This is a genomic window from Herbidospora cretacea (assembly GCF_001570605.1).
In the GTDB taxonomy this organism is placed as follows: Bacteria; Actinomycetota; Actinomycetes; order Streptosporangiales; family Streptosporangiaceae; genus Herbidospora; species Herbidospora cretacea.
On sequence record NZ_BBXG01000021.1, the window covers coordinates 21,892 to 44,918 of the forward strand.

Annotated in this window: 20 protein-coding genes; 12 read left to right on the forward strand and 8 right to left on the reverse strand. The window is 71.5% G+C overall.

Features of this window, described 5'->3' with window-relative positions:
- Positions 1 to 110: 110 nt before the first annotated feature.
- The 3 genes from AW270_RS30815 to AW270_RS30825 are packed head-to-tail and all read left to right on the forward strand — an operon-like array spanning position 111 to position 5,283.
- Positions 111 to 1,058: a glycosyltransferase family 2 protein gene (locus AW270_RS30815; protein ID WP_061299643.1), complete on the forward strand. Its 948-nt coding sequence runs from the start codon at positions 111 to 113 to the stop codon at positions 1,056 to 1,058.
- A complete protein-coding gene (locus AW270_RS30820) occupies positions 1,055 to 2,347 on the forward strand; it encodes a polysialyltransferase family glycosyltransferase (protein WP_245674935.1) in 1,293 nt (430 codons plus the stop codon). Before AW270_RS30815 ends, AW270_RS30820 begins: the two co-directional genes overlap by 4 nt.
- Entirely contained in the window at positions 2,344 to 5,283 is a 2,940-nt protein-coding gene (locus AW270_RS30825) for a bifunctional glycosyltransferase/CDP-glycerol:glycerophosphate glycerophosphotransferase (protein WP_061299644.1), read from the forward strand. Before AW270_RS30820 ends, AW270_RS30825 begins: the two co-directional genes overlap by 4 nt.
- Here the strand turns inward: AW270_RS30825 and AW270_RS30830 are convergent.
- Complete coding sequence (locus AW270_RS30830) at positions 5,261 to 6,607, reverse strand: stealth family protein (protein WP_061299645.1); 1,347 nt, start codon at positions 6,605 to 6,607, stop codon at positions 5,261 to 5,263. The two genes, AW270_RS30825 and AW270_RS30830, sit on opposite strands and share 23 nt — an antisense overlap.
- Before the next feature lie 340 nt (positions 6,608 to 6,947).
- Between AW270_RS30830 and AW270_RS30835 the strand changes: the two genes are divergently transcribed.
- The 4 genes from AW270_RS30835 (at position 6,948) to AW270_RS30850 (ending at position 10,253) form a co-directional block, all read left to right on the forward strand.
- Positions 6,948 to 7,784 carry a CDP-alcohol phosphatidyltransferase family protein gene (locus AW270_RS30835; RefSeq protein WP_061299646.1) on the forward strand — a complete coding sequence of 279 codons (837 nt, stop codon included), beginning with the start codon at positions 6,948 to 6,950 and terminating at the stop codon, positions 7,782 to 7,784.
- The gene (locus tag AW270_RS30840) at positions 7,777 to 8,778 is read left to right on the forward strand and encodes a sulfotransferase family protein (RefSeq protein WP_061299647.1); all 1,002 of its coding nucleotides are present in this window, start codon (positions 7,777 to 7,779) and stop codon (positions 8,776 to 8,778) included. Before AW270_RS30835 ends, AW270_RS30840 begins: the two co-directional genes overlap by 8 nt.
- 4 nt (positions 8,779 to 8,782) lie before the next feature.
- A complete protein-coding gene (locus AW270_RS30845) occupies positions 8,783 to 9,829 on the forward strand; it encodes a sulfotransferase family protein (protein ID WP_245674936.1) in 1,047 nt (348 codons plus the stop codon).
- Between the two features lie 94 nt (positions 9,830 to 9,923).
- Complete coding sequence (locus AW270_RS30850) at positions 9,924 to 10,253, forward strand: helix-turn-helix domain-containing protein (RefSeq protein ID WP_061299648.1); 330 nt, start codon at positions 9,924 to 9,926, stop codon at positions 10,251 to 10,253.
- On the opposite strand, the gene AW270_RS30855 is transcribed toward AW270_RS30850, so the two are convergent.
- The 5 genes from AW270_RS30855 to AW270_RS30875 all read right to left on the reverse strand — a co-directional run bounded on the left by AW270_RS30855 (position 10,250) and on the right by AW270_RS30875 (position 16,474).
- Positions 10,250 to 11,308: a glycosyltransferase gene (locus AW270_RS30855; protein ID WP_061299649.1), complete on the reverse strand. Its 1,059-nt coding sequence runs from the start codon at positions 11,306 to 11,308 to the stop codon at positions 10,250 to 10,252. The two genes, AW270_RS30850 and AW270_RS30855, sit on opposite strands and share 4 nt — an antisense overlap.
- Positions 11,305 to 14,031 (reverse strand): bifunctional glycosyltransferase/CDP-glycerol:glycerophosphate glycerophosphotransferase, encoded by a 2,727-nt coding sequence (locus AW270_RS30860; RefSeq protein ID WP_063819403.1) that lies wholly within the window; start codon positions 14,029 to 14,031, stop codon positions 11,305 to 11,307. The genes AW270_RS30855 and AW270_RS30860 overlap by 4 nt, the downstream gene beginning before the upstream one ends.
- Before the next feature lie 93 nt (positions 14,032 to 14,124).
- Positions 14,125 to 14,739, reverse strand: a complete 615-nt coding sequence (locus tag AW270_RS30865; protein WP_061299651.1) for an SRPBCC family protein — start codon at positions 14,737 to 14,739, stop codon at positions 14,125 to 14,127.
- A gap of 90 nt (positions 14,740 to 14,829) precedes the next feature.
- Positions 14,830 to 15,042, reverse strand: a complete 213-nt coding sequence (locus AW270_RS30870) for a hypothetical protein (protein ID WP_061299652.1) — start codon at positions 15,040 to 15,042, stop codon at positions 14,830 to 14,832.
- The gene (locus AW270_RS30875; protein WP_169807397.1) at positions 15,032 to 16,474 is read right to left on the reverse strand and encodes a PspC domain-containing protein; all 1,443 of its coding nucleotides are present in this window, start codon (positions 16,472 to 16,474) and stop codon (positions 15,032 to 15,034) included. The genes AW270_RS30870 and AW270_RS30875 overlap by 11 nt, the downstream gene beginning before the upstream one ends.
- A gap of 155 nt (positions 16,475 to 16,629) precedes the next feature.
- On the opposite strand from AW270_RS30875, the gene AW270_RS30880 reads away from it, so the two are divergent.
- Genes AW270_RS30880 through AW270_RS30890 form a run of 3 tightly spaced genes read left to right on the forward strand, consistent with a single transcriptional unit; the run spans position 16,630 to position 19,904 of the window.
- Positions 16,630 to 17,784 carry an ATP-binding protein gene (locus AW270_RS30880; RefSeq protein ID WP_245674937.1) on the forward strand — a complete coding sequence of 385 codons (1,155 nt, stop codon included), beginning with the start codon at positions 16,630 to 16,632 and terminating at the stop codon, positions 17,782 to 17,784.
- Positions 17,781 to 18,419, forward strand: coding sequence for a response regulator (locus tag AW270_RS30885; protein WP_061299655.1), 639 nt, complete (start codon positions 17,781 to 17,783; stop codon positions 18,417 to 18,419). The genes AW270_RS30880 and AW270_RS30885 overlap by 4 nt, the downstream gene beginning before the upstream one ends.
- Before the next feature lie 27 nt (positions 18,420 to 18,446).
- The gene (locus AW270_RS30890; RefSeq protein ID WP_061299656.1) at positions 18,447 to 19,904 is read left to right on the forward strand and encodes a glutamate-cysteine ligase family protein; all 1,458 of its coding nucleotides are present in this window, start codon (positions 18,447 to 18,449) and stop codon (positions 19,902 to 19,904) included.
- A gap of 1 nt (position 19,905) precedes the next feature.
- Here AW270_RS30890 and AW270_RS30895 read toward each other — a convergent pair whose 3' ends face one another.
- Positions 19,906 to 20,670, reverse strand: coding sequence for a class I SAM-dependent methyltransferase (locus tag AW270_RS30895; protein WP_061299657.1), 765 nt, complete (start codon positions 20,668 to 20,670; stop codon positions 19,906 to 19,908).
- A 132-nt stretch (positions 20,671 to 20,802) separates the two neighbouring features.
- On the opposite strand from AW270_RS30895, the gene AW270_RS30900 reads away from it, so the two are divergent.
- Both AW270_RS30900 and AW270_RS30905 read left to right on the forward strand, forming a co-directional pair.
- Positions 20,803 to 21,513, forward strand: a complete 711-nt coding sequence (locus AW270_RS30900; RefSeq protein ID WP_082801953.1) for a neutral zinc metallopeptidase — start codon at positions 20,803 to 20,805, stop codon at positions 21,511 to 21,513.
- Positions 21,514 to 21,542: 29 nt separating this feature from the next.
- A complete protein-coding gene (locus AW270_RS30905) occupies positions 21,543 to 22,274 on the forward strand; it encodes a CPBP family intramembrane glutamic endopeptidase (RefSeq protein ID WP_245674938.1) in 732 nt (243 codons plus the stop codon).
- On the opposite strand, the gene AW270_RS30910 is transcribed toward AW270_RS30905, so the two are convergent.
- On the reverse strand, positions 22,263 to 22,982 hold the full coding sequence (locus AW270_RS30910; protein WP_061299659.1) for a PIG-L deacetylase family protein: 720 nt from the start codon (positions 22,980 to 22,982) through the stop codon (positions 22,263 to 22,265). The genes AW270_RS30905 and AW270_RS30910 overlap by 12 nt on opposite strands.
- Between the last annotated feature and the right edge of the window lie 45 nt (positions 22,983 to 23,027).

Below are 23,027 nucleotides of genomic sequence, written 5' to 3' on the forward strand. Positions count from 1 at the left end.
CCTGCGCCTCAAGGATGGGTCAAGAGATCGGCCGTGACTCACCGTGACCGGCAGGGTTGCGGGGTAAGCGCACCGTAACCACACCGTTCCGCCCGTTGGAGTTGCCCCGGATGGCCGCCACCCTTTCGGTGATCGTTCCCGTCAGGGACGGCGAACGCCACATCGCCGACGCCCTGACCTCCCTGCGCGCCAACGCGCGGGCCGACTTCGAGTTCATCGTCGTCGACGACGGCTCGGCCGACGCGACCCGGGAGATCGCCGAGAGCTTCCGCGGCGACCTGCCGGGCCTGACCGTCATCGGCCGGGACGCCTCCTCCGGCGTCTCGGCGGCCCGCAACCTGGGCCTGTCGGCCGCGACCGGCGAATACGTCACCTACCTCGACGGCGACGACTGGTACGCCCCCGGCTACCTGCCCCAGCTGGTCACCGCGATCGAGCGGCTCGGCTGCGACTTCGTCCGGGTCGACCACGTGCGGGTGACCGGCACCACCCGTGAGGTGCGCCGGGCCCCCGAGCAGCGGCGCGGCGTCGTCTTCAAGGCCCGCGACGGCATCACCGGGATGGGCCGCCTCGGCATGGTCGACTACCCGGTCCCGTGGGCCGGGATCTACCGGCGCTCCCTCGCCGGCCAGGGGCTGCTCACGTTCGACCCCACCCTGGCCACCGCCGAGGACCGGGCCTGGGTGTGGCGGCTCCACCTCCACGCCGCCACCTTCGCCGTCGCCTCGCTGACCGGCGTGTTCTACCGGCGGGGCCTGAAGGCCTCGCTCACCCAGGTCGGCGACGAACGGCAACTGCACTTCATCGACGCCTACCTCGGCGTCATCCACGACCTCGAAGGGGACGACCCGGAGCTGGTCCGCAAGGCGACGCACAACCTGTGCGCGCTGATCGCCTACCACCACAAGCTGCGCGGGCGGTTGAAGCCCGAGGTCGCGGCCACCTTCGCCACCCGGGCCACCGCCGCCCTGCGGGAGGTCCCGCCGGACGCCCTCGCGGTGGTCCTGCCGACGCTGGGCCATGCCCGCGAGAAGCTGCTCAGGAGGTTTCTGCCTTGAAAACCCAGCTCTTCTACTGTTCGACGTTGTTCGGCGCGATGACGCTGGCCGCGGCCATCGACGCCGGACTGTTCGGCCCGGCCGGGCGGCGCGTGCTGCTCGTGTCGAACAACGTGGCCGTCCCCGAGCTGATCGCCCCCCTCCACCGGACGCCCGCCTTCGACGCCATCGGCGACCGGTTCGACCACGTGCACTTCTGGAACGAGCTGATCGCCCCCTACCACCCCGTCCGCGTGCGGGTCAGGCCCGAGCAGGGGCCGCTGCTGCGGCGGCTGCTCACCCAGCGGCTGCTCGACGGGCACGCCCCCGACGAGCTGATCGTCGAGTCGATCGGCGCCTACCCGGCGCGCGGGCTGGCCGAGATCTTCTCCGGCTGCCCGATCACGGTCTACTCCGAGGGCCTGATGAGCTACGGCCCGACCCGCGACGCCATCCCCGGCGACCTCGGCGCAAGGGTCGAGCGGCTGCTCTACCTCGACCTGATCGAGGGCATGCGGCCGCTGATGCTGTCGGAGCACAAGGTCCCGGCGGTGGCGGTGCCCGACGTGGCCTTCCGCGACATCGTCGGCAAGGTCAGCGCGGTCACGCCCGTCGGCGGGCGCGGCGGCGCGCTGCTGCTCAGCCAGTACATGTCCGACGCCAAGATCATCTCGTGGGAGGAGGAGGAGGCGATCCACGCGGCGATGCTGCACGGCGTCGTCGCCCGCGGCTTCACCACGGTCCGGTTCAAGCCCCACCCGTCGGCCGGCCGCCGCCAGGTGCGCGGCATGACGGCGCTGGCCGAGTCGCTCGGCGTGCAGCTCAGCGTGGTGCCCGAGTCGGTGCCGGCCGAGACGTGCTTCGCCGCCTACCGGCCCGACCTGGTCGTCGGCACGTTCTCCACCGGCCTCATCACCGCCCGCCACTACTTCGGCATCCCGGTCGCCACGGTCGGCTGCCCGCGCGTGCTGGAGCGGCTGCGGCCCTACGAGAACAGCAACCGGGTCGCCCTCACGATCGTCGACGCGAGCGTGCCCGAGCTGACCAAGGTCGGCGCGCTGGTCCCGGCCCCGGTGGCGCCCGACCTGCTGCCCCGGCTGGTCGAGGGCGTCGTCTACTGCGCGCAGCGCAAGCGGATGCCGCACCTACGGGCCAGCGCCGAGGCGGCCGTCCGGGAGCTGCCCAAGGAGCTGCGCTGGCGCTACTTCCCGCGCCGCCGCCTGGTCCAATACGGCCTGGTCAAGAAGCCCGTCCGGCTGCCGCTGTGGCGGCGGGCGCTGCGGTTCGCGCGCCGGCTGGTGGGCGTATGAGCCAGCCCGCGAACCGGCCGACCCTTTCCGTCGTGGTGCCCTTCCACGACGTGGCGCCGTTCCTGCGCCGCTGCCTCAACTCGCTGGCCAAGCAGCGGCTCAAGAGCATCGAGTACATCCTGGTCGACGACGGCTCGACCGACGGCAGCGCGGTCATCGCCAAGGAGAGGGCCGCCGCCGACCCCCGGTTCACCCTGATCGAGCAGGAGAACCAGGGCCTCGGGCCCGCCCGGAACGCGGGGGCGCGGGCGGCCCGGGGCACCTACCTGGCCTTCGCCGACGGCGACGACACGCTGCCCCGCACGGCCTACTCGACGCTCGTCGGCAGCCTGGAGGCCACCGGCTCCGACCTGGCCTGCGGCAACGTGAAGCGGATCGTCAGCGGCAAGCTGCGGCCCTCGGCCGGGCACGCCGAGGCGTTCGCCACCACGATCACCGGCACCCACATCCGCCGCCACGGCGCGCTGCTCGGCGACCGGACCGTCTGGAACAAGGTCTTCCGGCGCGAGTTCTGGGACCGGCACGACTTCACCTTCCCGGCCCGCACCTACGAGGACTCGCCGGTCACCATCCCGGCGCACGTCCTGTCGGGCTCGACCGACGTCCTTGCGGACGTGGTCTACCACTGGCGCGTCCGGACCGGCTCGATCACCCAGCGGCGGACCGAGCCGGGCAACGTGCTCGACCGGCTCGCCTCGATGCGGGACGTGTCGGAGTTTCTCAAGGACCGCGCGCCCCGCCTGTGGGCCCGGCACGACCTCCAGGTGACCGAGTTCGACCTGTCGTTCCTGCTGGAGTCGCTGGAGACGGCCGAGGGCGAGGAGCAGGAGGCGCTGCTCGACTCGCTCGCCGAGACCCTCGGCGTGCTGCACCCGAAGGCGATCGCGAGACAGCCGTCGATCCGGCGGCTCGAACTCCACCTGGCCGCCAACCGGATGGTGTCCGAGCTCCGCGAGGTCCGGATGTTCCGCCGCGCCTCGCTCGGCGACGCCGGCGCGGTCCGCCACGGCTGGTTCTCGCGCCGCCGCTGGTACATGGACTACCCGTACCTGCGCGACCCCGCGAAGGGGATCCCCGACTCCGTGTACGACGCCAAGGTCGACATGGAGCTGAAGGCGGTCGTCGACGGCGTCGAGATGGACGGCTCGACGATGACCGCCCGGGGCTACGCCTACATCACCCATCTCGACAGCTCCCGCGACACGGTCGACCTGTGGCTCCAGCGCGAGGGCGTCAAGCTGCCGCTGGAGGTCAGGCGGGTGAAGCGGATGGACGCCACCGCCGACTCCGGCCAGTCGGCGACCTGCCACGACGACGCCGGGTTCGAGGCGTCGATCGACCTGGCCGGCGTGCCGCGCGGGCGCTGGACGCTGCACTGCTCGGTGACCAACACCACGGTCGTCAGGAAGGGCGTGCCGCAGGCCCATCCGGACACCGGATATCGGCGCTATCCCGTCGGCGGAGCCCATCAGCCGATCCTGACCGAAGACGGGCTGGTTCTGCGGCGGCCGGCCAAGGACCGGGGCCACGCCTGGATCGAGTGGAGCGGCGACCGGATCGCGGTGCGGACGCGGAAGATCCAGCCGCTCGTGTTCCAGAAGACCGTCCACCGGCCCGGCGACGACGGGCGCGTCCTGATCACGCCGCCCGCCCGGGTGGGCGTCTGGCGCATCAGGAAGACCGACGGCACACCCCTTCGCCTGCGCGTGGGGGTGTCGCCGTCTCCGCACCGGATCGGGGTGCACCGGGTGTCGTTCCGTACCGAACTCGAAGGGGAGGTCCTCGTGGTGGTGCAGCCCGCGCTGGAGGACGACGAACGCGGCCGCTTCGCCGAACGCCGCCTCCGGGGGACCGCGAAGCACTTCAGGAAGAGCGCCATCCGGCAGACCGTCGTCTTCGACGCCTACGGCGGCCGGCTGGCCTCGTGCAACCCGCGCGCGATCTTCGACGAGATGCGGTCGCGCGACCTGCCGCTGGAGTACGTCTGGGTCACCCGCGACGGCTCGTTCGACACGCCGGAGGACTCCCGGGTCGTCCTGCACGGCTCCAAGGAGCACGAGCACGCGCTGGCGACGGCGCGCTACCTGGTCGGCAACCGCACCCAGCCGAACTGGTACACCAAGCCGCCGGGCCAGACCTACCTCCAGACCTGGCACGGCACGCCGCTCAAGAAACTCGGCCACGACCTGCGCGACCTGCCGTTCCGGCGGACCGAGCTGCTCGACTGGATGGCCCGCGACGTGCCGCAGTGGGACCTGCTGATCTCCCCGAACCCGTTCTCGACGCCCATCATGCGGCGCGCGTTCGGCTACCGGGGCGTGGTGCTGTCGACGGGCTACCCCCGCAACGACGCGCTGTTCTCCGCCGACCGGGTCTTCCAGATCAGGAAGCGGCTCGGCGTCCCGCCGGGCAAGAAGGTGGTCCTGTACGCCCCCACGTGGCGCGACGACCTCCACCGGGGCAAGAAGCGCCGCCTGGAGATGGAGCTCGACCTGGCCCGCATGCAGTTCGCCCTCAAGGACCACGTCGTGCTCGTCAGGGCCCACCACCTGATCACCGACCGGCCCAAGGTGCCCTCGCCGGCGATCGACGTGACCGGCTACCCGGAGATCGCCGACCTCTACCTGGCGGCCGACGTGCTGGTCACCGACTACTCCTCGGCGATGTTCGACTTCGCCTGCACCGGCAAGCCGATGGTCTTCTTCACCTACGACCTGGAGCGCTACCGCGACACGCTGCGCGGCTTCTACTTCGACTTCGCGCAGGAGGCGCCGGGCCCGCTGACGCGGACCACGGACGAGACCATCGAGGCGATCAGGGAGGCGGCGGTGCCGCCGAGCTACTGGGCGTTCCGCCGGAAGTTCTGCCCGTGGGACGACGGGAGGGCGTCGTCCCGCGTGGTCGACATCCTGCTCAGTGGCTTTCGAACGGAGTAGGGATCGGGTAGTAGGCGTCGAGGAAGCGGGCCAGGGCTGAGTCCTGGTCCGCTGTCGTCGGCGCCGTGTCGTTGAGGCAGAAGGCGTCGTGCTCGCGGTTGGCCAGCATGCGGCGCAGCTTGCCGGGCGTCTTCGGCAGCGCCAGGTCGACATAGGTGTAGTCGATCTGGCCCGGCACCGCCCGGCCGGTCAGGTAGCCGTAGTAGTGGGCCAGCGACGAGGCCGTCGAGATGTCGCTGGAGCGCCGGAACCGGCTCGCCGAGACGTCCTTGAACGCCGCCGGGAAGCAGCTCTCCAGCTCGAACAGCAGCGACCGGCGCAGCGCGTAGGGCACGTGCTTCATCTTCTGCGTCAGCGTGCGCCCGCAGAGCTCCTCCAGCATCCGGCGGTTGTTCATGCCGGCCTGGTGGACGGGGTTGTCCTCGTTCAGCGTGAACGGGACCTGCGCGATCGACGGGAAGAACCGGGTGATGCCGTTGCCCTCGAAGAACGTCTCCGGGTAGAGCACCTTGCCCAGGAAGAAGTCGTCGTTCAGGTAGAGGAAGTGCTCCGACAGCCCCTCGATGTGGTGCAGCCGCGACTCGATCGCGTGGCTGTTGAACACCGGCAGCACCGAGGCGTCGGCGAAGATCTCCCGGTGGTCGACCACCCGGATCCGGTCGCTCTCCACCAGCCACGACGGCTTCTGCTGGTCGGTGACGATGAAGACGTTCCTGATCCAGGGCGCGTACGTCATCAGCGACCGCAGCGAATAGCGCAGCTCGTCGCGGCTGACGAACCGGGCCTCGCTCGTGGCCAGGTCGGACAGCCCCCCGGTGAGCGCCAGCTCCTTGCGGGCCCGCCACGCCGGGTCGTTCCCGTCGACCCAGGTGTAGACCGCGTCGATCGGGAAGTCGACGTCGTCGACCAGCCGGCAGGCGAACTCCGGGCGCGTCGGATAGAGCCGCGCGCTGTCGGAGACGAGCCGGTTGAACAGCGTCTCCGGCGCGTCGACGGTCTCCTCGTGGACCGGCACCGCCTCGCACACCCGGTTGGGCCGCGGCGCGACCAGCATGTCGCCCTCACGCGACCAGAACTCCAGGTCGACGCCCGACTCGGGGCCGAGCGTGAGCGTGCGCGACGGGCTCGCGTAGTAGAGCCACAGGCGGACCGCCTTGGCGTCGCCCATGTCGCTGCGGCGCAGCTGCCGGACCTTGCCCAGCTCGCCGACCTTGTGGCGGCCTCCCGGCAGCCTGGCGCCGTAGAGCCCGTGGCGGGCCAGCGACGTGATGGCCCGTTGTCGGTACGACACGCGCACCGCGATGACCGGTGGACGGCCGCGCATGGGCCGTACACAGAAGAACGGAATGGCCGACCCGGACAGTGACCGGCAGATCAGGTCGAAAGTCTCTCGCGAAGCCTGTGCGGGACTGGCGTCCTGCCTGATCAGAGCCACCTTGGGCGGCATCGGCTCGCGCGCTGTCAGGCGGCTGTGAAGCTGTCGGTACAACGTAGACACCGGCATGGCTCTCCCCCCGAAGAATGCGGCGACCCTACCGGACGCCTGAGCGCGTTGGCGGGGGCTTTGCCCACGTCAGGGCAATGGTCAAGAAGTGGCAACGAGATGCTCTGGGGAGCCCAGAAGAACCCGTTGACGACTACTCGGCGTAGTCATTCTTACGTTCATGGGGGGCTTCACGCTCGACGACATACTGGCGACGCGCAAGCCACGGGACTCCTGGTGGACCGTCTTCGCGGTCGACCCGGTCGCGTGCCGGCTCGCGCTCCTGACCGCCAACCACACCTCGATCACGCCCAACGGGCTGACCGGCCTGTCGATGCTGCTCGGCGTCGTCTCGGCCGCGTCCTTCGCGGCCGGTTCGCTGGCCGCGGGCGCGGCGCTGTTCTACCTGAGCTTCACGGTCGACTGCATGGACGGCAAGATCGCCCGGCTGAAGGGGACCGGATCCCCATTCGGTCTCTGGCTCGACTACGTGGGCGACCGCCTGCGGGTCGGGGCGTGCGCGTTCGGCTTCGCGCTGGGCCAGGGCGGCGTCGAGTCGCTGTGGCTGGCGGCCGGGATCGTCTCCCTGGATCTGTTCCGGTACGTCAACGGCCCCCAGCTCCTCAACGTCAGGGAGGCGGCCCGCAACCGGGTCAGGGCGGCCGGCGGCGACCCGGTGTTCGTCGAGGACGTCCTGCTGGCCAATCCACTGGCCGACCCTCGGGACGCGTCCATCGTCGATCTCCAGTCGGCCTTCCGCCGCAGATTCCCCTGGTTCGACCGGTTCCGCCTGTTCCTCGGGCGGCGCCGGGTCCGGACCCATCTCATGAGCGGCATCGAGTTCCACGCGGCGATCTTCGTCATCGCGCCCCTGTTCGGGGTGGCCGCGATGTTCTGGACCGCGCTCGCCACGGGCGCGCTGCTGGCCGCGTTCGAGGCCGCTCTCGTCTACCGCACCTGGCTGGCGGCCCGTGAGGCCGACCGGGTCGTACCGGAAAGGGTGAAAGTGCTTGTCTGATCGGCCGATCTTCATCGTCGCGTGCCCCCGCTCGGGGACCACGCTCCTCCAGCTCATGCTGCACGCCCACCCACGGATCGCGATCCCGCCGGAGACGCGCATCCTCGTGCAGGCCTACCTCAGGCGCCGCCGCTTCGGCGACCTGCGCAACCCCGAGCGCCGCCGCGAGATGGCGCAGTGGGTCACCGGCGGCAACCGCACCCAGTTCGCCGACCTCGGCATCGACAAGAACGAGTTCATCGAGCGCGCCGTGAACGGCCCCGGCTCGCTGGGCTCGGTCGTCGGCCTGGTCTACAAGATGTTCGGCGAGCAGCACGGCAAGCCGCGCTGGGGCGACAAGCGCCCGCCGTACATCAAGCACATGGACGCGCTCATCGCGATGTTCCCCGACTGCCAGATCATCCACATCATCCGGGACGGCCGCGACTGCGTCTCGTCGCTGAAGGAGATGCCCTGGTTCAAGGAGGACATCTACCAGGCGGTCAACCGCTGGTGCGAGGCCATCGACTTCGGCCGCAAGTGCGGCCTCGGCCCCGACAGCTACTACGAGATGCGGTACGAGGACCTCACGGCCGACCCCGAGCTCGAACTGAAGAAGCTGTGCTCCTTCCTGGGTGAGGACTACCACCCGGCCATGACCGAGCCGTCCAAGGTCGCCGACACGATCCCGTCGCACAAGTCGTGGCACGAGAACACCCGCGGCGAGGTCACCACCGCCCGCGCGGGCACCTGGGCGACCCGCCTGGAGCCGTGGGAGATCTCGCTGTGCGAGACCGTCATGGGCGAGCGGCTGACCTCCTACGGCTACCAGCTGTCGGGCGCGCCCAAGTCGGAGCGCAAGCACGTCAACGCCTACGAGAAGACGGCCGCGTACTGGAAGCGCCGCTACCGCAAGCGCGCGGTGACGGAGTGGTTCAACCGCTTCCGCGAGGCCGGCCCGGTCGCCGCCCAGCTCACCGAGGGCCAGCGAGAGCTGGCCGGGCTGGGTTCCTGACGTCGTGGGCGCACCGGACCGTCCCGTCTTCGTCATCGGCTGCCCCCGCTCGGGCACCACGATGCTCCAGCTCATGCTGCACAGCCACCCCAGGATCGCGGTCCCGCCGGAGACCCGCTTCCTGATCCAGGCCTACCACGCGAGGCGTTCCCACGGGGACATGCGGCGGCCCGACAACCGCCGCAGACTGGCCCAGTGGGTGGCCGGCGGCCGGGACACCAAGTTCCGCGAGCTGGGGCTGGACCGGGCGGAGTACGTCCAGCACGCCGTGGCCGCCCCGGGCACCCTCGGGTCGGTCCTGGGCACGGTGTTCCGCGACTACGCCGCGCGCTTCGGCAAGCCGCGGTGGGGCGACAAGCGGCCGAGCTACTTCAAGCACGTGGGGATGCTGCTGCGCCTGTTCCCGGACGCCCAGTTCATCCACCTGGTGCGCGACGGCCGCGACTGCGTGGCCTCGCTGATGGAGATGCCCTGGTACCGACTGGACGCCTACCACGCGATGGCGAACTGGGCCGAGGCCGTCGACTTCGGCCGCCACCACGCGGCCACCCTCCCGGGCGGCTCCTACTATGAGCTGCGCTACGAGGACCTGACGGCCGACCCCGAGCAGTCCTTGAGACGCCTGTGCGGTTTCATCGGCGAGGAGTTCGACCCCGCCATGTGCGAACCCCGGCACGTCGCCCAGGTGGCGGTCCCGGCCCACAAGGTCTGGCACGCCAACACCCACTCGGCCGTCACCACCGCCCGGAGCGGAAGCTGGGCCGGCCGCCTGGAACCCTGGCAGATCTCGCTGTGCGAGACGGTCCTGGGCTCCCGCCTGGAGGCCCACGGCTACGAGCTGAGCGGCGCGGCCCCGGCCACGCGGGACCACCGCCTGGCCTACCGCACCACCGCGGCCAGACGCCGCGCCGCCCGCCTGAAGCGCACCGGCCGCGAACGCCTGTCCCGCCTGTGGGAACCAGGCCCGATCCCGGCCCTGCTCACCACAGGCCAACGCGCCCTGTCCGGCCTCCCACCACTGCCCCAGCACCAACTGGTCGAGTCGTCGTAAGGGGGGCGATTTCCTGGAGCTCCGGCCTGGGAAATCGCCCCACCAGACATTAGTTGGAGATTATGTTCGTCGCGGACTCGAAGGAGGCCGATCGATGAGCAGCGCCCGCCGGTGGGAAGACGTCAAGGCCGAGGCCCACCGCCGCAATCCCGAAAGGGCCGATCCCGGCCGCAGGGCGAAGGCCCGGGCCGAACTCGACGCCTACGTCGCGGGCTATCAGCTCGGGGAGCTCCGCAAGGCGATCGGCAAGACGCAGGCCGAGGTGGCCAAGATCCTCGGGGTCACCCAGGCCCGGATCTCCCAGATCGAGAACGGCAACATCGAGGCGATGGAGCTGGAGACCCTCCGCTCCTACGCCGCGGCGCTCGGCGGGCACCTCGACATCACCATCAGCGTGGGCGACCACTCGGTGAAGGTCGCCTAACGGCTGAGGTGGGCGAAGAGCTGCTCCCACTGGTCGAGGATCGGTTCCAGGCGGAAGGACGCGGCGTGGTCTCGCGCCGCCTCGCCCAGGGCGGCGCGGCGCGGGGCGTCGTCCATGAGGTCGCCCAGGGCGGTGGCCAGGGCGGGGACGTCGGCGGGTGGGACCAGGACGCCGGTGCGGCCGTCGTCGACGATGGCGCGGACGCCGCCCGACACGTCGCAGGCGACCGACGGGAGGCCGAAGGCCGCCGCCTCGCCCAGGACCAGGGGCAGGCCCTCGTGGTCGCTCGACAGGGCCACCAGTGACGCCGCGCGGTATTCGGCCGGCATCTCCCAGGCCGGGACGCGGCCGCGGAACCTGACCTGGTGGGCGACGCCCTCGGTCACGGCGTGGAACTGGAGGCGGTCGGCGTCGGGGCCGTCGCCGATGATGTGCAGTTCCCAGTCGGGGCGGTCGGCCCGTGCGAAGGCCGAGATGAGGCGGTCGAAGCGTTTCACCCCGGTCAGGCGGCCGATGCCCAGCACGCGCTTCTCCGACAGCGGCGAGACCCGGTTGGGCCAGCCCGCGAGCGGGTTCGGGATGTGCCAGGCGTTGGGCAGCAGCGCCTCCTCGGAGAAGCGCCACGCGTCGTCCTCGCTGAGGAAGACGGCCTGGTCGAGCGATCCGTAGTGGGCTTTGACCGAGCCGAAGTGCCAGGTGCCCCGCGCGTGGGCGAAGGAGCCGTGGTACTGGCCGATGCCCCGGTGTCCGCCGAGCAGCCCCGACAGGCGGGTGACCACGCCCGGTGAGGTCATCACCAGCAGGCCGGGGGCGATGCCGTCGAGCAGGGCGCGGGCGCGCCTGGTCGCGCCGGGACGCCAGCGGCGGCCGGGGTTGATCTCGTGCTGGCCGTAGGCGGGCTCGTCGATGTAGGTGACCGGGTCGTCCGAACGGTGCAGGGCGATCAGATGGACCTCGTAGCCCCGGCGGGCCAGGCCCTGGGCCAGGGTGTGCGACACCCGCTGGACGCCGCCCAGGGTGTCAGCGTCCGTGCAGGCGAAGGCGACGGTGTTCACAGGGCGGCCTCCGTCGGTTGCGGGATCACGGCGACCGGCATCTCCGGCGCCAGGCCCTCGAAGAACACGTCCACGATCCGGGCGGCGGCGTGGCCGCGCTCCTCGGCGCACCACATCCGGCGGAAGGCGGCGTAGCGCTCGGGGCTCCACGGGTCGCGGATCGCCGCGGCCAGGTCCCGCGTCGTGGTGACGCAGGGGCCGGGGGCGATGGCGGGCAGGTCGTAGTGGCTGCCGCGTTCGGTCTTCCGGTAGGTGTCCCAGTCGTCGATGAGGAACACCATCGGCTTGCCCGTCACGGCGAAGTCGCACATCAGCGACGAATAGTCGGTCACCAGGACGTCGGCGGCCAGCATCAGATCGTTGACCTCGGGATATCCGCCCGCCTGCCGGACGAACCAGCGCAGGTCCTGCGGGATCACGTGCTTCTCAACGGGATGGGTGCGCAGCGCCACGACCCACTCGTCGCCCAGTTCCGCCGCCAGCGCGCGCAGGTCCGCGCGGACCGAGGCGCCCCTGGAGAGGTCGCGGTACGTGGGGGCGTACAGGACGATCTTCTTGTCGGACGGGACCTCCAGCTTCGCGCGCACCCGCGCCGCGGCCTCGGGGTCGCCGTGGAACAGCACGTCACAGCGGGGCGAGCCGAAGCGGAGCACCGGGCCCTCGTACTCGTTGGCGGGCAGGAAGGTGCGCTCGAACTCGGCGCTGGGGGAGACCAGGGCGTCCCAGCGGGCCACGTTGGCGCGCCACTCCTCGCGCGGGCCGTCGAAGTCGCCGCGCAGGCCGGGGGCGTCCAGGCCGATCGACTTGATGCCCTGGCCGTGCCAGGTCTGCAGATACCGCGTCCTGCGCGGCTTCGGGAAGCCCAGCGGCATGCCGTGGCTGTCGACCCACCAGCCCGCACGGGCCATGGTCCAGATGTGCCGCCAGCTCATCCGGCGGACCGTCGTCAGGTGACCGGGGAACGTGGTCCCCGACGCCTTCGACCAGACCGAGCGGAAGCCCAGGTCCCGGCGCGTCAGCTCCTCGTGGACGTAACGCGGGTGGCCGGTGTAGCCCCGGCCGCAGTCGGCCTCGAACAGGACCAGGTCCTTCCGGCGCGGGACGAAGCGGATCAGCACCTTGTAGACGGCCAGCTTCACGTCCCGGGCGGCGAGGCGTCTCCGCAGCCGGGCCGGCAGCCCTGCGATCCGCTGTGCGTGCGGTCGGACGCGCGGACGCCGCGCGATCGCCCGCAGCGGGCCGGTCCTGCGCCAGTCCAGCCGCAGCGTCGCGGTGTCGCCCACGGGACGGGCGGTGATCTCGTGGCCCTTCACCCGCAGGGTGAGCGGCTCCAGGGCGGCGCTGACGAGCAGCGCGTCGCTGGTCGTGTGGTTGTCGAGGGGGCGGGTGAAGCCCAGGCGGGGTTCGCAGGAGCCGGGCGGGACCGTCGCGAGGTCGAGCTCGACCTCGGTCACGATCGTGCCGTCGGGCTGGCGGCGCGGTATCAGGCGGACCCGCCGGTCGTTGACGATCAGGTCGGCCACGGCGTCCAGGCAGACGACCCGGAAGGGGTCGTAGGTGGTGATCGACAGCGACAGGACCGAGCCGGCGGCCGCGATCTCGGTCACCTCGTGGCGCAGCCGCTTCTCGGAGAACGGCAGCTCGGCCAGGCGCATCGAGGTGATCTCGAACGCCGGGTCGGGCTCGGTGCCCCAGTAGGTCAGCCCGTCGACCTGGACCGCGTGGCGCGGCGCGGCCTTCGGGCCGGTCAGGCTGCGGGCGGCCACGCACAGCTCCTCGACCCGGTCGCGCAGCAGCAGCTCGCCGCAGACCCGCGTCATCGGGTCGGCCCGGTGCAGGACGCCCTCCTCCAGCCGCTCCAGATAGGGGCGCACCACGGCGGCCATCTCCTTGGCCCACACCGCGTCGTACCGGGGCAGCGCGTTCAGGTAGACCCGCAGGTCCTGCTGGACGAAGCGGAACTGGCGGTGGCCGACCAGGTCGGCCATCCCGGCGTCGCGCAGCGCCTGGTCGGAGATCTCCGCCGCCGACACCCGGGCCCGTACGTTGGCCACGTCCTTCAGGCTCAGCGAGATCGACCCGCCCTCGCCCGGCGCCCGGTGCCACCGGTAGACGGCCCAGGGCACCACCGCGAACCTCGCGGCGCGGGAGTAGAGCTCGGCGGTGAAGACGTGGTCCTCGTAGTGCAGGTCCTCGCGGAATCGCAGCCCGGTGCGGCGCAGGAACTCCACGTCGTAGATCTTGTTGGTGGCGAAGCCGTCGAGGAACAGGCCGGGCTCGGCCCGGATCCCCTCGACCACCCGCCGGGGCGTGAACAGCTCGGGGTAGTAGGGCGCGCTCCGGCCGCTGGAGTCGTGGACGCGCATGATCTGGCCCGACACGAAGTCGGCGCCGGTCCGCTCGATCTCGGCCAGCAGCGCCTTGCAGGCGTGTCGCGGCAGCTCGTCGTCGCTGTCCAGGAACATGATGTACGGGGCACGCGCCGCGTCCAGGCCCATGTTCCGGGGAGCGCCGCAGCCGCCCGAGTTCCGGTCGCGCCGCAGGTAGCGCACGCCCGGGAATCGTCCGGCCACGTCGTCGGTGCCGTCGGTGCTGGCGTCGTCGACGACGATGATCTCCAGGTCGCGGAGGGTCTGCGCGTACAGGGACTCCACGGCCCTCGGGAGGCGGGTCGCGTCGTTGTACGTGATCACGACCACGCTCACTGCCGGTCGGGCCGTCATGCCCACCCCCATATCAGGACGAATCTCACCGATATGGGATGTTCCCTGACGAAATCGGACGATTACCCTCTGTCGTCAAGCTTTGCCGACGGCTTACCGGCGACCCCACCGCCGGACCGCGTAGACGATCAGGCCGATCGCGCCCAGCCCGCCCACCACCGGGGCCAGCCGCTTGACCAGCGACGCCCCGGCCGCCTCCCGCAGGTCGAAGGCCTCCTCGGCCGGCGTCCGGGAGGTCCGCAGCGTGCCCGACGGGTGGGACTCGTGAATCGGGTCGGGGACGACCGTCAGATGCCGCCGCCCCTCGATCAGGGCGGCCAGGTTGGCCGCGAACCTGCCGCCGACGTCCTCCACGACGGGCTTGGGCAGGTCGGTCTGACACGTCGTCTCCAGCGTCACCCGGGTGCCGTCGGCGTGTTCCAGCAGGCGGGCGACCATGGTCGCCTCGGCCGTGCCGCTGCCGTCGTTGCCCCGGGCGGTGATCTGGACGCTCCGGGCGTCCTTGTCGACGTGTCCGATCTGGGCGGTGCCCCGGTAGGTGACCGTCAGCGGGCCGACCCTGATCCGCATCCTGCCGACTGCCCGGTCACCCTCGACGGAGTCGATCGTGGCGCCGGGCAGGCACGGGGCCAGCCGTTCGACGTCGAGAAGCACCGACCACGCCTGGTCGACCGGGACCGGCACGGTGAACTCGTGCTCGAATCGCATGGCCCGACTCCGTTCTCTCACAGCCGCTCCGGAGACAACTACCGCCAGACTCCGAACGTACGCCTGCGAAGTCCCAGATCAACCCTCGGGTCACCGCTTCCGGATCACCTTGGCCAGGATGCCCGCGAAACCCGCGATCCCCAGACCCCCGACGAGGACGGGCCCGATGATCGCCGGATCGGGGGTCGGATCGGTCAGATAGCGCACCCCGATCCCCACGAACAGCAGCCCGCACAGCAGCGCCATCCAGTCGGTCCGGTGACCCCTCTTGCGGTCACGGCGGTCGGGCACGTCAGGCGCCACGGCGCACCTCCACATCGCCGACGCCCGCGGAGACGTGCAGCTCGATCGTGGCCGCCGGGCCGTCGGGGCTGGTCACCGGGGTCAGCGTCCGGGTGATCCGGACGTCGGCGCCGTCGCTGACCTGATGGTCGATCTTGATGTCACCCAGGCGGGTCTGGCCGTACACCTCGACGATCGCGTCGGGCGGGACGACCACCGTGAGCTGGCCCAGCGACACCGACGCGTCGAACCTCACCCGTGTCCCCGGTGGCAGTTCCATGTCGGTCAGGTCGAGCTCGCCCGCCCCGACGCCGACGGCGTAGCTGCGTTCGGCGGTGGCGACGGTGGTCGGGTGCCACGAGTAGCTGCCGACCCGCTTCGGTATGCCGGTGACCGACGTGCCGACGACGAGCGCCACCGCGACGATCACGCCGAGCGCGATGAGCCCGGCCCCCCGGCCGAACCACGTGGCGACGAGGAGCCCGCCGCCGATGACGGCGAGCATCGCGCCGCCGACCATCGGCAGACTCACCGATTCGGTCCCGGGCTGCTGCACGGCGACCATGACCCCTCCAACGATCAATGCCAGCACGAATGTCAGGCCGCCGACATAGGACCTGCGCTTCTTGACCTTCGGCGCCCTGGGCGCCTTGACGAATGGGGGCGGCGGCGGTGCGGCCGGCGCCCGCTTCGCGAACGGCCCGTGAGGGGCGAACGCGTCGCCCGCCGCGTAGGCCGCCTGCCTGGCCTCATAGGCCAGATCGGACAGCCGCCGGTAACCGTCGGGCGCTGCGGCCCGGGGCGGCTCCGGCGGTCGAGGCGGCTGGGGGACGGGATGTTCCCTGGTCGGGGCCGGGTCCTGGCCGAACGACTGGCGGTAGGACTCCCGGAACGACTCCTTGACCGTCTCGCGGAAGCTGCCCCCCGTCGCCCCGGTCGTGAAGGCCCCCACCGTGAACGTCGAGGCGACCGGGGCCGGCTCGATCCTGGTCGTCCCGCGCCGCCCGGTCAGCCGCTCGGGGATCGAGGTGATCAGGCCGAGCACGTCGACCCCGCGCGCGTGGGCCGCCAGCAGCGCGATGGCCAGCAGGACCCCGACCACGATCGTCCCCCGGTCGATGCCCCCCGAGGCCAGGTTGACGATCAGGCCGATCATGAAGACCCCCACGAGCAGGGACATCACGGTCTCGGCGTCGAATATCCTGCGCGTCCACTGCTCGACGTAACCGGGGCCCCCGCCCGGCTCGCGCATCAGGAGGAAGGCCGCGATGTAGAGGATGACGCCGATGCCCGACCCCAGCAGCAGCACCGCGAACCCCACGCGGAACAGCACCGGGTCCATGCCCGTGAAGCGGCCCAGCCCGGCGCACACGCCCATGAGCATGCGTCCGTCGGACGCACGGGCCAGTGGATCACGGGCCGGCGGGTTCTCGTCGGGTGGCGCCTCGGTCATGGTGCCCATCCTGTCCGTTTTCCTGGGATGACCGCCATCGGGGACGTCCCTGAAAGCCTTCTCAGGGACTCGCCCTGATGCGGGCGCGCGAAGCGACATGTGACGATGCAGGAGCAATGTCGGATAACCCTGGCGCCGCCGAGGCGTCCCCCAGAATGCTGAGGCCCCGGGCCGGGCGCGTGGTCGCCGGTGTCGCCCAGGGGGCCGCGGCCCAGTTGCGCCTCGACCCGGTCGTGCTGCGGCTGGCGTTCGTGCTGCTCACGATCCTCGACGGGGTCGGGGTGGTGGCGTACGCCGCCCTGTGGATGTTCACCGCGACCGAGCAGCAGGAACACCCCGACCGGGCGGGCAGCCGAGACTGGGGCCAGGTGGCCGCCTACGGCCTGCTCGGGTTCGCCTTCGGGGCGCTCGCCCTGGTCAGCGGGGCGGCGGCCGGAGGCCTGGCCATGTGGCCGATCGCGGTGGGCGGCATCGGCTCGCTCATCCTGTGGCAGCAGGCCGAGCCGGGCCGGCGGCAGAAGTGGATGACCTCCACCGTCGGCCGGGTCCGCGCCACCTGGGTGCGGTCGGGCATCGGCCTTCTCCTGGTGGGCGTGGGCGTCGTCGGGTTCCTCGCGGCCCAGGACCAGCTCGCCCAGGCCAGCACCGGCCTCGTCTTCACCGCGGTCGTGCTCGGCGGCGTGGCGCTCATCGCCGCCCCCTGGCTGGCCGGGCTGTGGCGGGAGCTGCAGAAGGAGCGTACGGAGAGGATCAGGCAGGAGGAGCGCGCCGAGGTCGCCGCGCACGTCCACGACTCGGTGCTGCACACCCTGACCCTGATCCAGCGCGCCGCCCACGACCCCCGCGAGGTGACCCGCCTGGCCCGCAGCCAGGAGCGGGACCTGCGCAACTGGCTCTACATGCCGAAGCAGGACGCCGACGCCACCCTCGCCGCCGCCGTCCGGCGGGCCGCGGCGGAGGAGGAGGACGCCCACGGTGTCCCGATCGAGATCGTCTGCGTCGGCGACTGCGACCTGGACGACGGCCTGCGCGCCATGGTCCACGCGTCCCGGCAGGCGATGGTCAACGCGGCGAAGTATTCCGAATCGCCCGTGGTATCGGTTTACCTTGAGGTCGAACCCGACGAGGCCACCGTCTTCGTCCGGGATCGAGGCAAGGGGTTCGTTCTCGACGACGTCCCGGACGACCGCATGGGCATCCGCCAGTCGATCATCGGCCGGATGGAGCGCTTCGGCGGCACGGGCCGCGTCAAGACGGCCCCCGGCGAGGGCACCGAAATCATGCTGACCATGAAGAGGACGACCGGATGAAGACCGTAAGAGTGCTGATCGTGGACGACCACCGGCTGTTCCGTTCGGGTGTGCGGGCCGAGCTCGGCCCCTCCATCCAGGTGGTCGGCGAGGCCGAGGACGTGGAGTCGGCCGTGGCCACGATCGCCGAGCTCGAACCCGACGTGGTCCTGCTCGACGTCCACATGCCCGGAGGCGGCGGGGTCGAGGTGCTGCGCCGGGTGCTGGGCTCCGGGGCGCAGGTGCGGTTCCTGGCGCTGTCGGTCTCCGACGCCGCCGAGGACGTGATCGGGGTGATCCGGGGCGGCGCCCGGGGTTACGTGACCAAGACGATCAGCGGCGCCGAGCTGACCGACGCCATCTCCCGGGTGGCCGACGGCGACGCCGTCTTCTCGCCCCGGCTGGCCGGTTTCGTGCTCGACGCGTTCGCCTCGACCGAGGCCCCGCCGATCGACCCCGAGCTCGACTCCCTGACCCAGCGCGAACGGGAGGTGCTGCGGCTGATCGCGCGCGGGTACGCGTACAAGGAGATCGCGAAGGAGCTGTTCATCAGCGTGAAGACCGTCGAGACCCACGTGTCGTCGGTGCTGCGCAAGCTCCAGCTCTCCAACCGTCACGAGTTGTCGAGATGGGCCACCGCACGCCGTCTGGTTTGAAAGTCCCTGTCGTGGCAGTCTGACCAGATGGGGCGAGACGTACCCGCGACGCAGTTCAGCCGCGACGACCGGCGGCGCTACCGCGACAAGCTGAAGCGGTCCCTCGACGTGCTCGCCCGCATGCTGGGCGAGGCCCGGTTCGACGCCGAGCGGCCACTGGCCGGGCTGGAGATCGAGCTCAACCTGGTCGACGACCGGGGCGAGCCGGCGATGAAGAACGCCGAGGTGCTCGACGCGATCTCGGCGCCCGACTGGGCCACCGAACTGGGCCAGTTCAACGTCGAGATCAACGTCGAGCCGCGTGAGCTGGGCGGGGCGGGGCTGGTCGAGCTGGAGCAGACCGTCCGCAACTCCCTCAACCACGCCGAGGAGCAGGCCCGGACGGTCGGCGGCCACATGGTCCTGGTCGGCATCCTGCCGACCCTGAAGGAGAGCGACCTCAACGAGGGGACGCTGTCGGCCAACCCCCGCTACAAGCTGCTCAACGAGCAGATCTTCGCGGCCCGGGGCGAGGACCTGCGGATCGCGATCGACGGCGTCGAACGCCTGCACACCTACGCCGACAGCATCACCCCCGAGGCGGCCTGCACCAGCGTCCAGCTGCATCTGCAGGTCAGCCCGCGCAACTTCGCCGCCCACTGGAACGCCGCCCAGGCCATCGCGGGCGCGCAGGTCGCCGTGGCGGCCAACTCGCCCTACCTGTTCGGCAAGGAGCTCTGGCGGGAGACCCGCCTCAGCCTGTTCGAGCAGGCCACCGACACCCGGCCCGACGAGCTCAAGGCCCAGGGCGTCCGCCCCCGGGTCTGGTTCGGGGAGCGCTGGATCACCTCGGTCTTCGACCTGTTCGAGGAGAACGCCCGGTTCTTCCCGGCGCTGCTCCCGCTGTGCGACGACGAGGATCCGGCGATGGTCCTGGAGGCCGGGGGAGTGCCCACCCTGAGCGAGCTGACCCTGCACAACGGCACCGTCTACCGCTGGAACCGGCCCGTGTACGACATCTCCGGCGGCCTCCCGCACCTGCGCGTGGAGAACCGGGTCCTGCCCGCCGGGCCGTCCGTGGCCGACATCCTGGCCAACGCCGCGTTCTACTACGGCCTGATGCGGGTGCTGCCCTTCGCCGAACGCCCGGTCTGGACGCAGATGTCCTTCTCCGCCGCCGCCGACAACCTGCGCGCGGCGGCCCGTCACGGCATCGACGCCCACCTCTACTGGCCCGGCCTGGGCGAGGTCACAGCGTCGGAGCTGATCCTGCGCCGCCTGCTGCCGCTGGCCTACGACGGCCTCGACCTGTGGGGCTGCGACCCCAAGTGCCGCGACCGCCTGCTCGGCATCATCGAGCAGCGCTGCCTGACCGGGGTGACCGGCGCGACCTGGCAGGTCCGCAAGGTCGGCGAACTCGGCGGCGGCCACGAGGCGATGCGGCGGATGACGCTCGAGTACATGGCCAACATGCACACCAACGAGCCCGTGCACCTGTGGGGCTGAGCTACGGCTCGCACCGCCGGGCGAGGTGGATCGTCAGGTCGGTGGTGATCTCCACGGTCTCCGGCAGGACCCGGGCGATGGCGGCGAACACCTGCTCGCGCTGCGCGTCGGGCAGCACGAGATAGGCCGAGACGGTCGACAGATGGCCGATGTAGTCGTCGGCGGTCAGCGTGAGGCGGCGTTCGATCACCTCCTGCCGGACGTCGGTGAACCACTCGGAGCGCTGGAGCTCGGTGCCGGGCCACTGCATCTCCGCCTCCGGCGGGGTGCCGTCGGGGGAGGGCACGTCGTGCCGCTCCACGAACGGCGACCGCGCGGCGCAGACGGCGTCGGCCACCGCCGGGTCGGCCGGCTCTATGGGGCCGCCGAAGGAGGCGAACACCCCGCCCGGCTCGACCATGGCGGCCAGCCTCGACCACCGGTTGCGGGGGTTGGTCCAGTGGAGCGCGGCGGCGGCGTAGACCAGGTCGTAGCGCTCGCCCGGCCGCAGCTCCTCGAAGGCGGCCTGCACGGTCGCCACGTGGGCGGGGACGTGTTTGCGCAGCTCGGCGAGCATGGCGGCGTCGGGCTCGGTCGCGGTCACGGCGACCCCGCGCTCGGCGAACAGGCGGGTCGCCTTGCCCGTTCCGGCCCCGATCTCCAGGGCGGTCTTGATCGGCCGGGCGGCGTAGGCCGTCACCATGTCGTAGACGTCCACGGGGTAGCCCGGCCGGAACCGTTCGTAGGCTTGCGCGATGGCTCCGAAGCTCCGGGAACGAGCAGACATGCCGTTGATGCTAGTCCCGGAGGGTCAGCGGGACGTCATACGGCGTGACCAGTAGGGGTAGAACTCCGGTCTTCTCAAGAAATATCCGACTTTGCTGGGCAGGATTGGAGCGTGCAATTAACCAGGTTTCTCATGGTGTCCCTCCTGGTCCTGACCACCGCCGCGTGTGGCTCGGTCACCGCCTCCGGTCCGGCGACCGACCCGGTCCCCGAGGTGACCACCCCCGACGCGGTCGACACCGAGTTCGACCGGCCCAGTGAGCCGGCCGCCTCCGACGACTGCAGCGTTCGGGGCGAGACCTTCTCCGAGGACGTCCGCCTGGCCCGCTGCCTGACCGAGGAGTTCTGGAGCAAGCAGTTCGCCGAAGCGGGCGGCACCTACCAGCCGGTCAGCGAGTTCATCGAGTACAACGGCGCCGACGGGCCCGCGTGCGGCGGTCAGCCCGCCGTGCCGAACAACGCCTTCTACTGCCCCGACGGCCACTTCATCGCCTACGACGCGACCTGGCTCCAGAGCCTCTACGACCAGCTCGGCGACGGCGCCGTCTACATCGTGATCCCGCACGAGTTCGGGCACGCCGTGCAGAACCTGCTCCAGTCGACCCACGAGTTCACCGTCCAGGCGGAACTGCAGGCCGACTGCTACGCGGGCGGGACCCTGAAGGGCCTGATCGACGGCGGCCGTCTCTCCGCCCAGGAGGGCGACGACGCCGAGCTGATGACGAACCTGGAGGCGGCCGGCGACCCGACCGACGCCTGGTGGGAGCCGGGCGCCCACGGGACCGGCGCGCAGCGGCAGCTCAACTTCGCGCGCGGCTTCGACAGGGGGGTTGGGGCCTGCTGAAAGGGCAGACCCTGACAATGGCTCACGCGATGGCGAGTGGACAGGCCCGGCGACGCCGGACGCGACGACCGGGGGCGGCGATCGGGGCGGCGGTCGGGGTGCTGGCCGTGGCCAACGTCCTCAACAACACCGTGGCCCGCCGCTACGCCCCCCTGACCTCGGCGGCGGCGACCGCCGCGCTGCTGCTGATCGCCCGCCGGGCCGGGGCGGGCGCCCGCGGCCTCGGCTTCTCCTCACCCGCCCGGGGCGCCCTGATCGGCGGCGGGCTGGCCGCGGCCGTGGCGGCCGGATACACCGGCGGCGTCCTGCTGCCCCCCACCCGCCGCCTGTTCCTCGACGAGCGGGCCCTCGCGCTGAGCCGGGCCCGCCTGTTCGAGGAGGCGCTGCTCCAGGTGCCGGTCGGGACGGTCCTGCTGGAGGAGGTCGCCTTCCGGGGCGTGCTCCCCGAGCTGTTCGGCCACTCGCTGAAGCCCCGGGCCGCCTCGGTGGCCTCCAGCGCGCTGTTCGGGCTGTGGCACGTGCTGCCCGCCCTCGACATGGCCCGCGCCAACCCGGCCGCCGCCCGCGCGGGCACCCCCCGGCTGGTCGCCGGGACCGTGGCCACCACGACCCTGGCCGGGCTGGGGTTCCACGAGCTCAGGAGGCGCGGCGGTCTGCTGGCCCCCGCGCTGCTGCACGTGGCGACCAACTCGCTCGGCTTCCTCGCCGCCCGCGGCGCCCGCCGCCTCGACGTGCGCAGGGCGGGGCGCTCAGCCCGTTGAGATCACGTGGAAGGCCTCGGCGTACGTCCCCTCCGGCAGGCCCGCGGCCTTGGCGTTCGCCGACAGGAAGCCCTTGACCATGCCCTCCAGGTCGGCCATGTGCCCGGTCTGCGACTCGTGGGCGCGCAGCGCGGCGATCTTCCGGTCGACCGTCGCGGTGATGTCGATCCAGTGGTTCGGGGTGGGGGAGCCGATCATCCAGACCTCCCGGACCGTCCACGCCTCCAGGCCCTCCTCGGTGAGCAGGTCGGGGAAGGCGTAAGGGTTGCGGGCGTCGGGGTAGACCGCGTCGAGCGCGGCCGAGCCGACGGCGCGGTGGTCGGGGTGGCTCGGGCCCAGGCGGGCGTAGTTCCGTTCGGGGGTCGAGGTGATCACCAGGTCGGGCCTGACCTGGCGGATCACCCGGGCGATGTCCTTGCGCAGCGCCAAGGTGGCCTCGACGGCTCCGTCGGGGTAGCCGAGGTGGCGCACGTCCGAGACCCCGACGCTCTTGGCGGCGGCCAGCTGCTCGGCCTGGCGGATCGCGGCCATGCCCGCGCCGTCGGTCTCCCGGTCGAAACCCCCGGCGTCGCCCGAGGTGGCCAGCAGGTAGATGACCTCCGTCCCCCGGTCGGTGAAGGCCGCGACCGCGCCCGCGCCGCCGAAGTCGATGTCGTCGGGGTGTGCGGTCACCACCAGCACGGTCCTGATCTCCGCGGCGTCCAGCATGTCGTCCTCCTGTCCACGGGGGGCGACCCCCCGAACCCCCCGCTG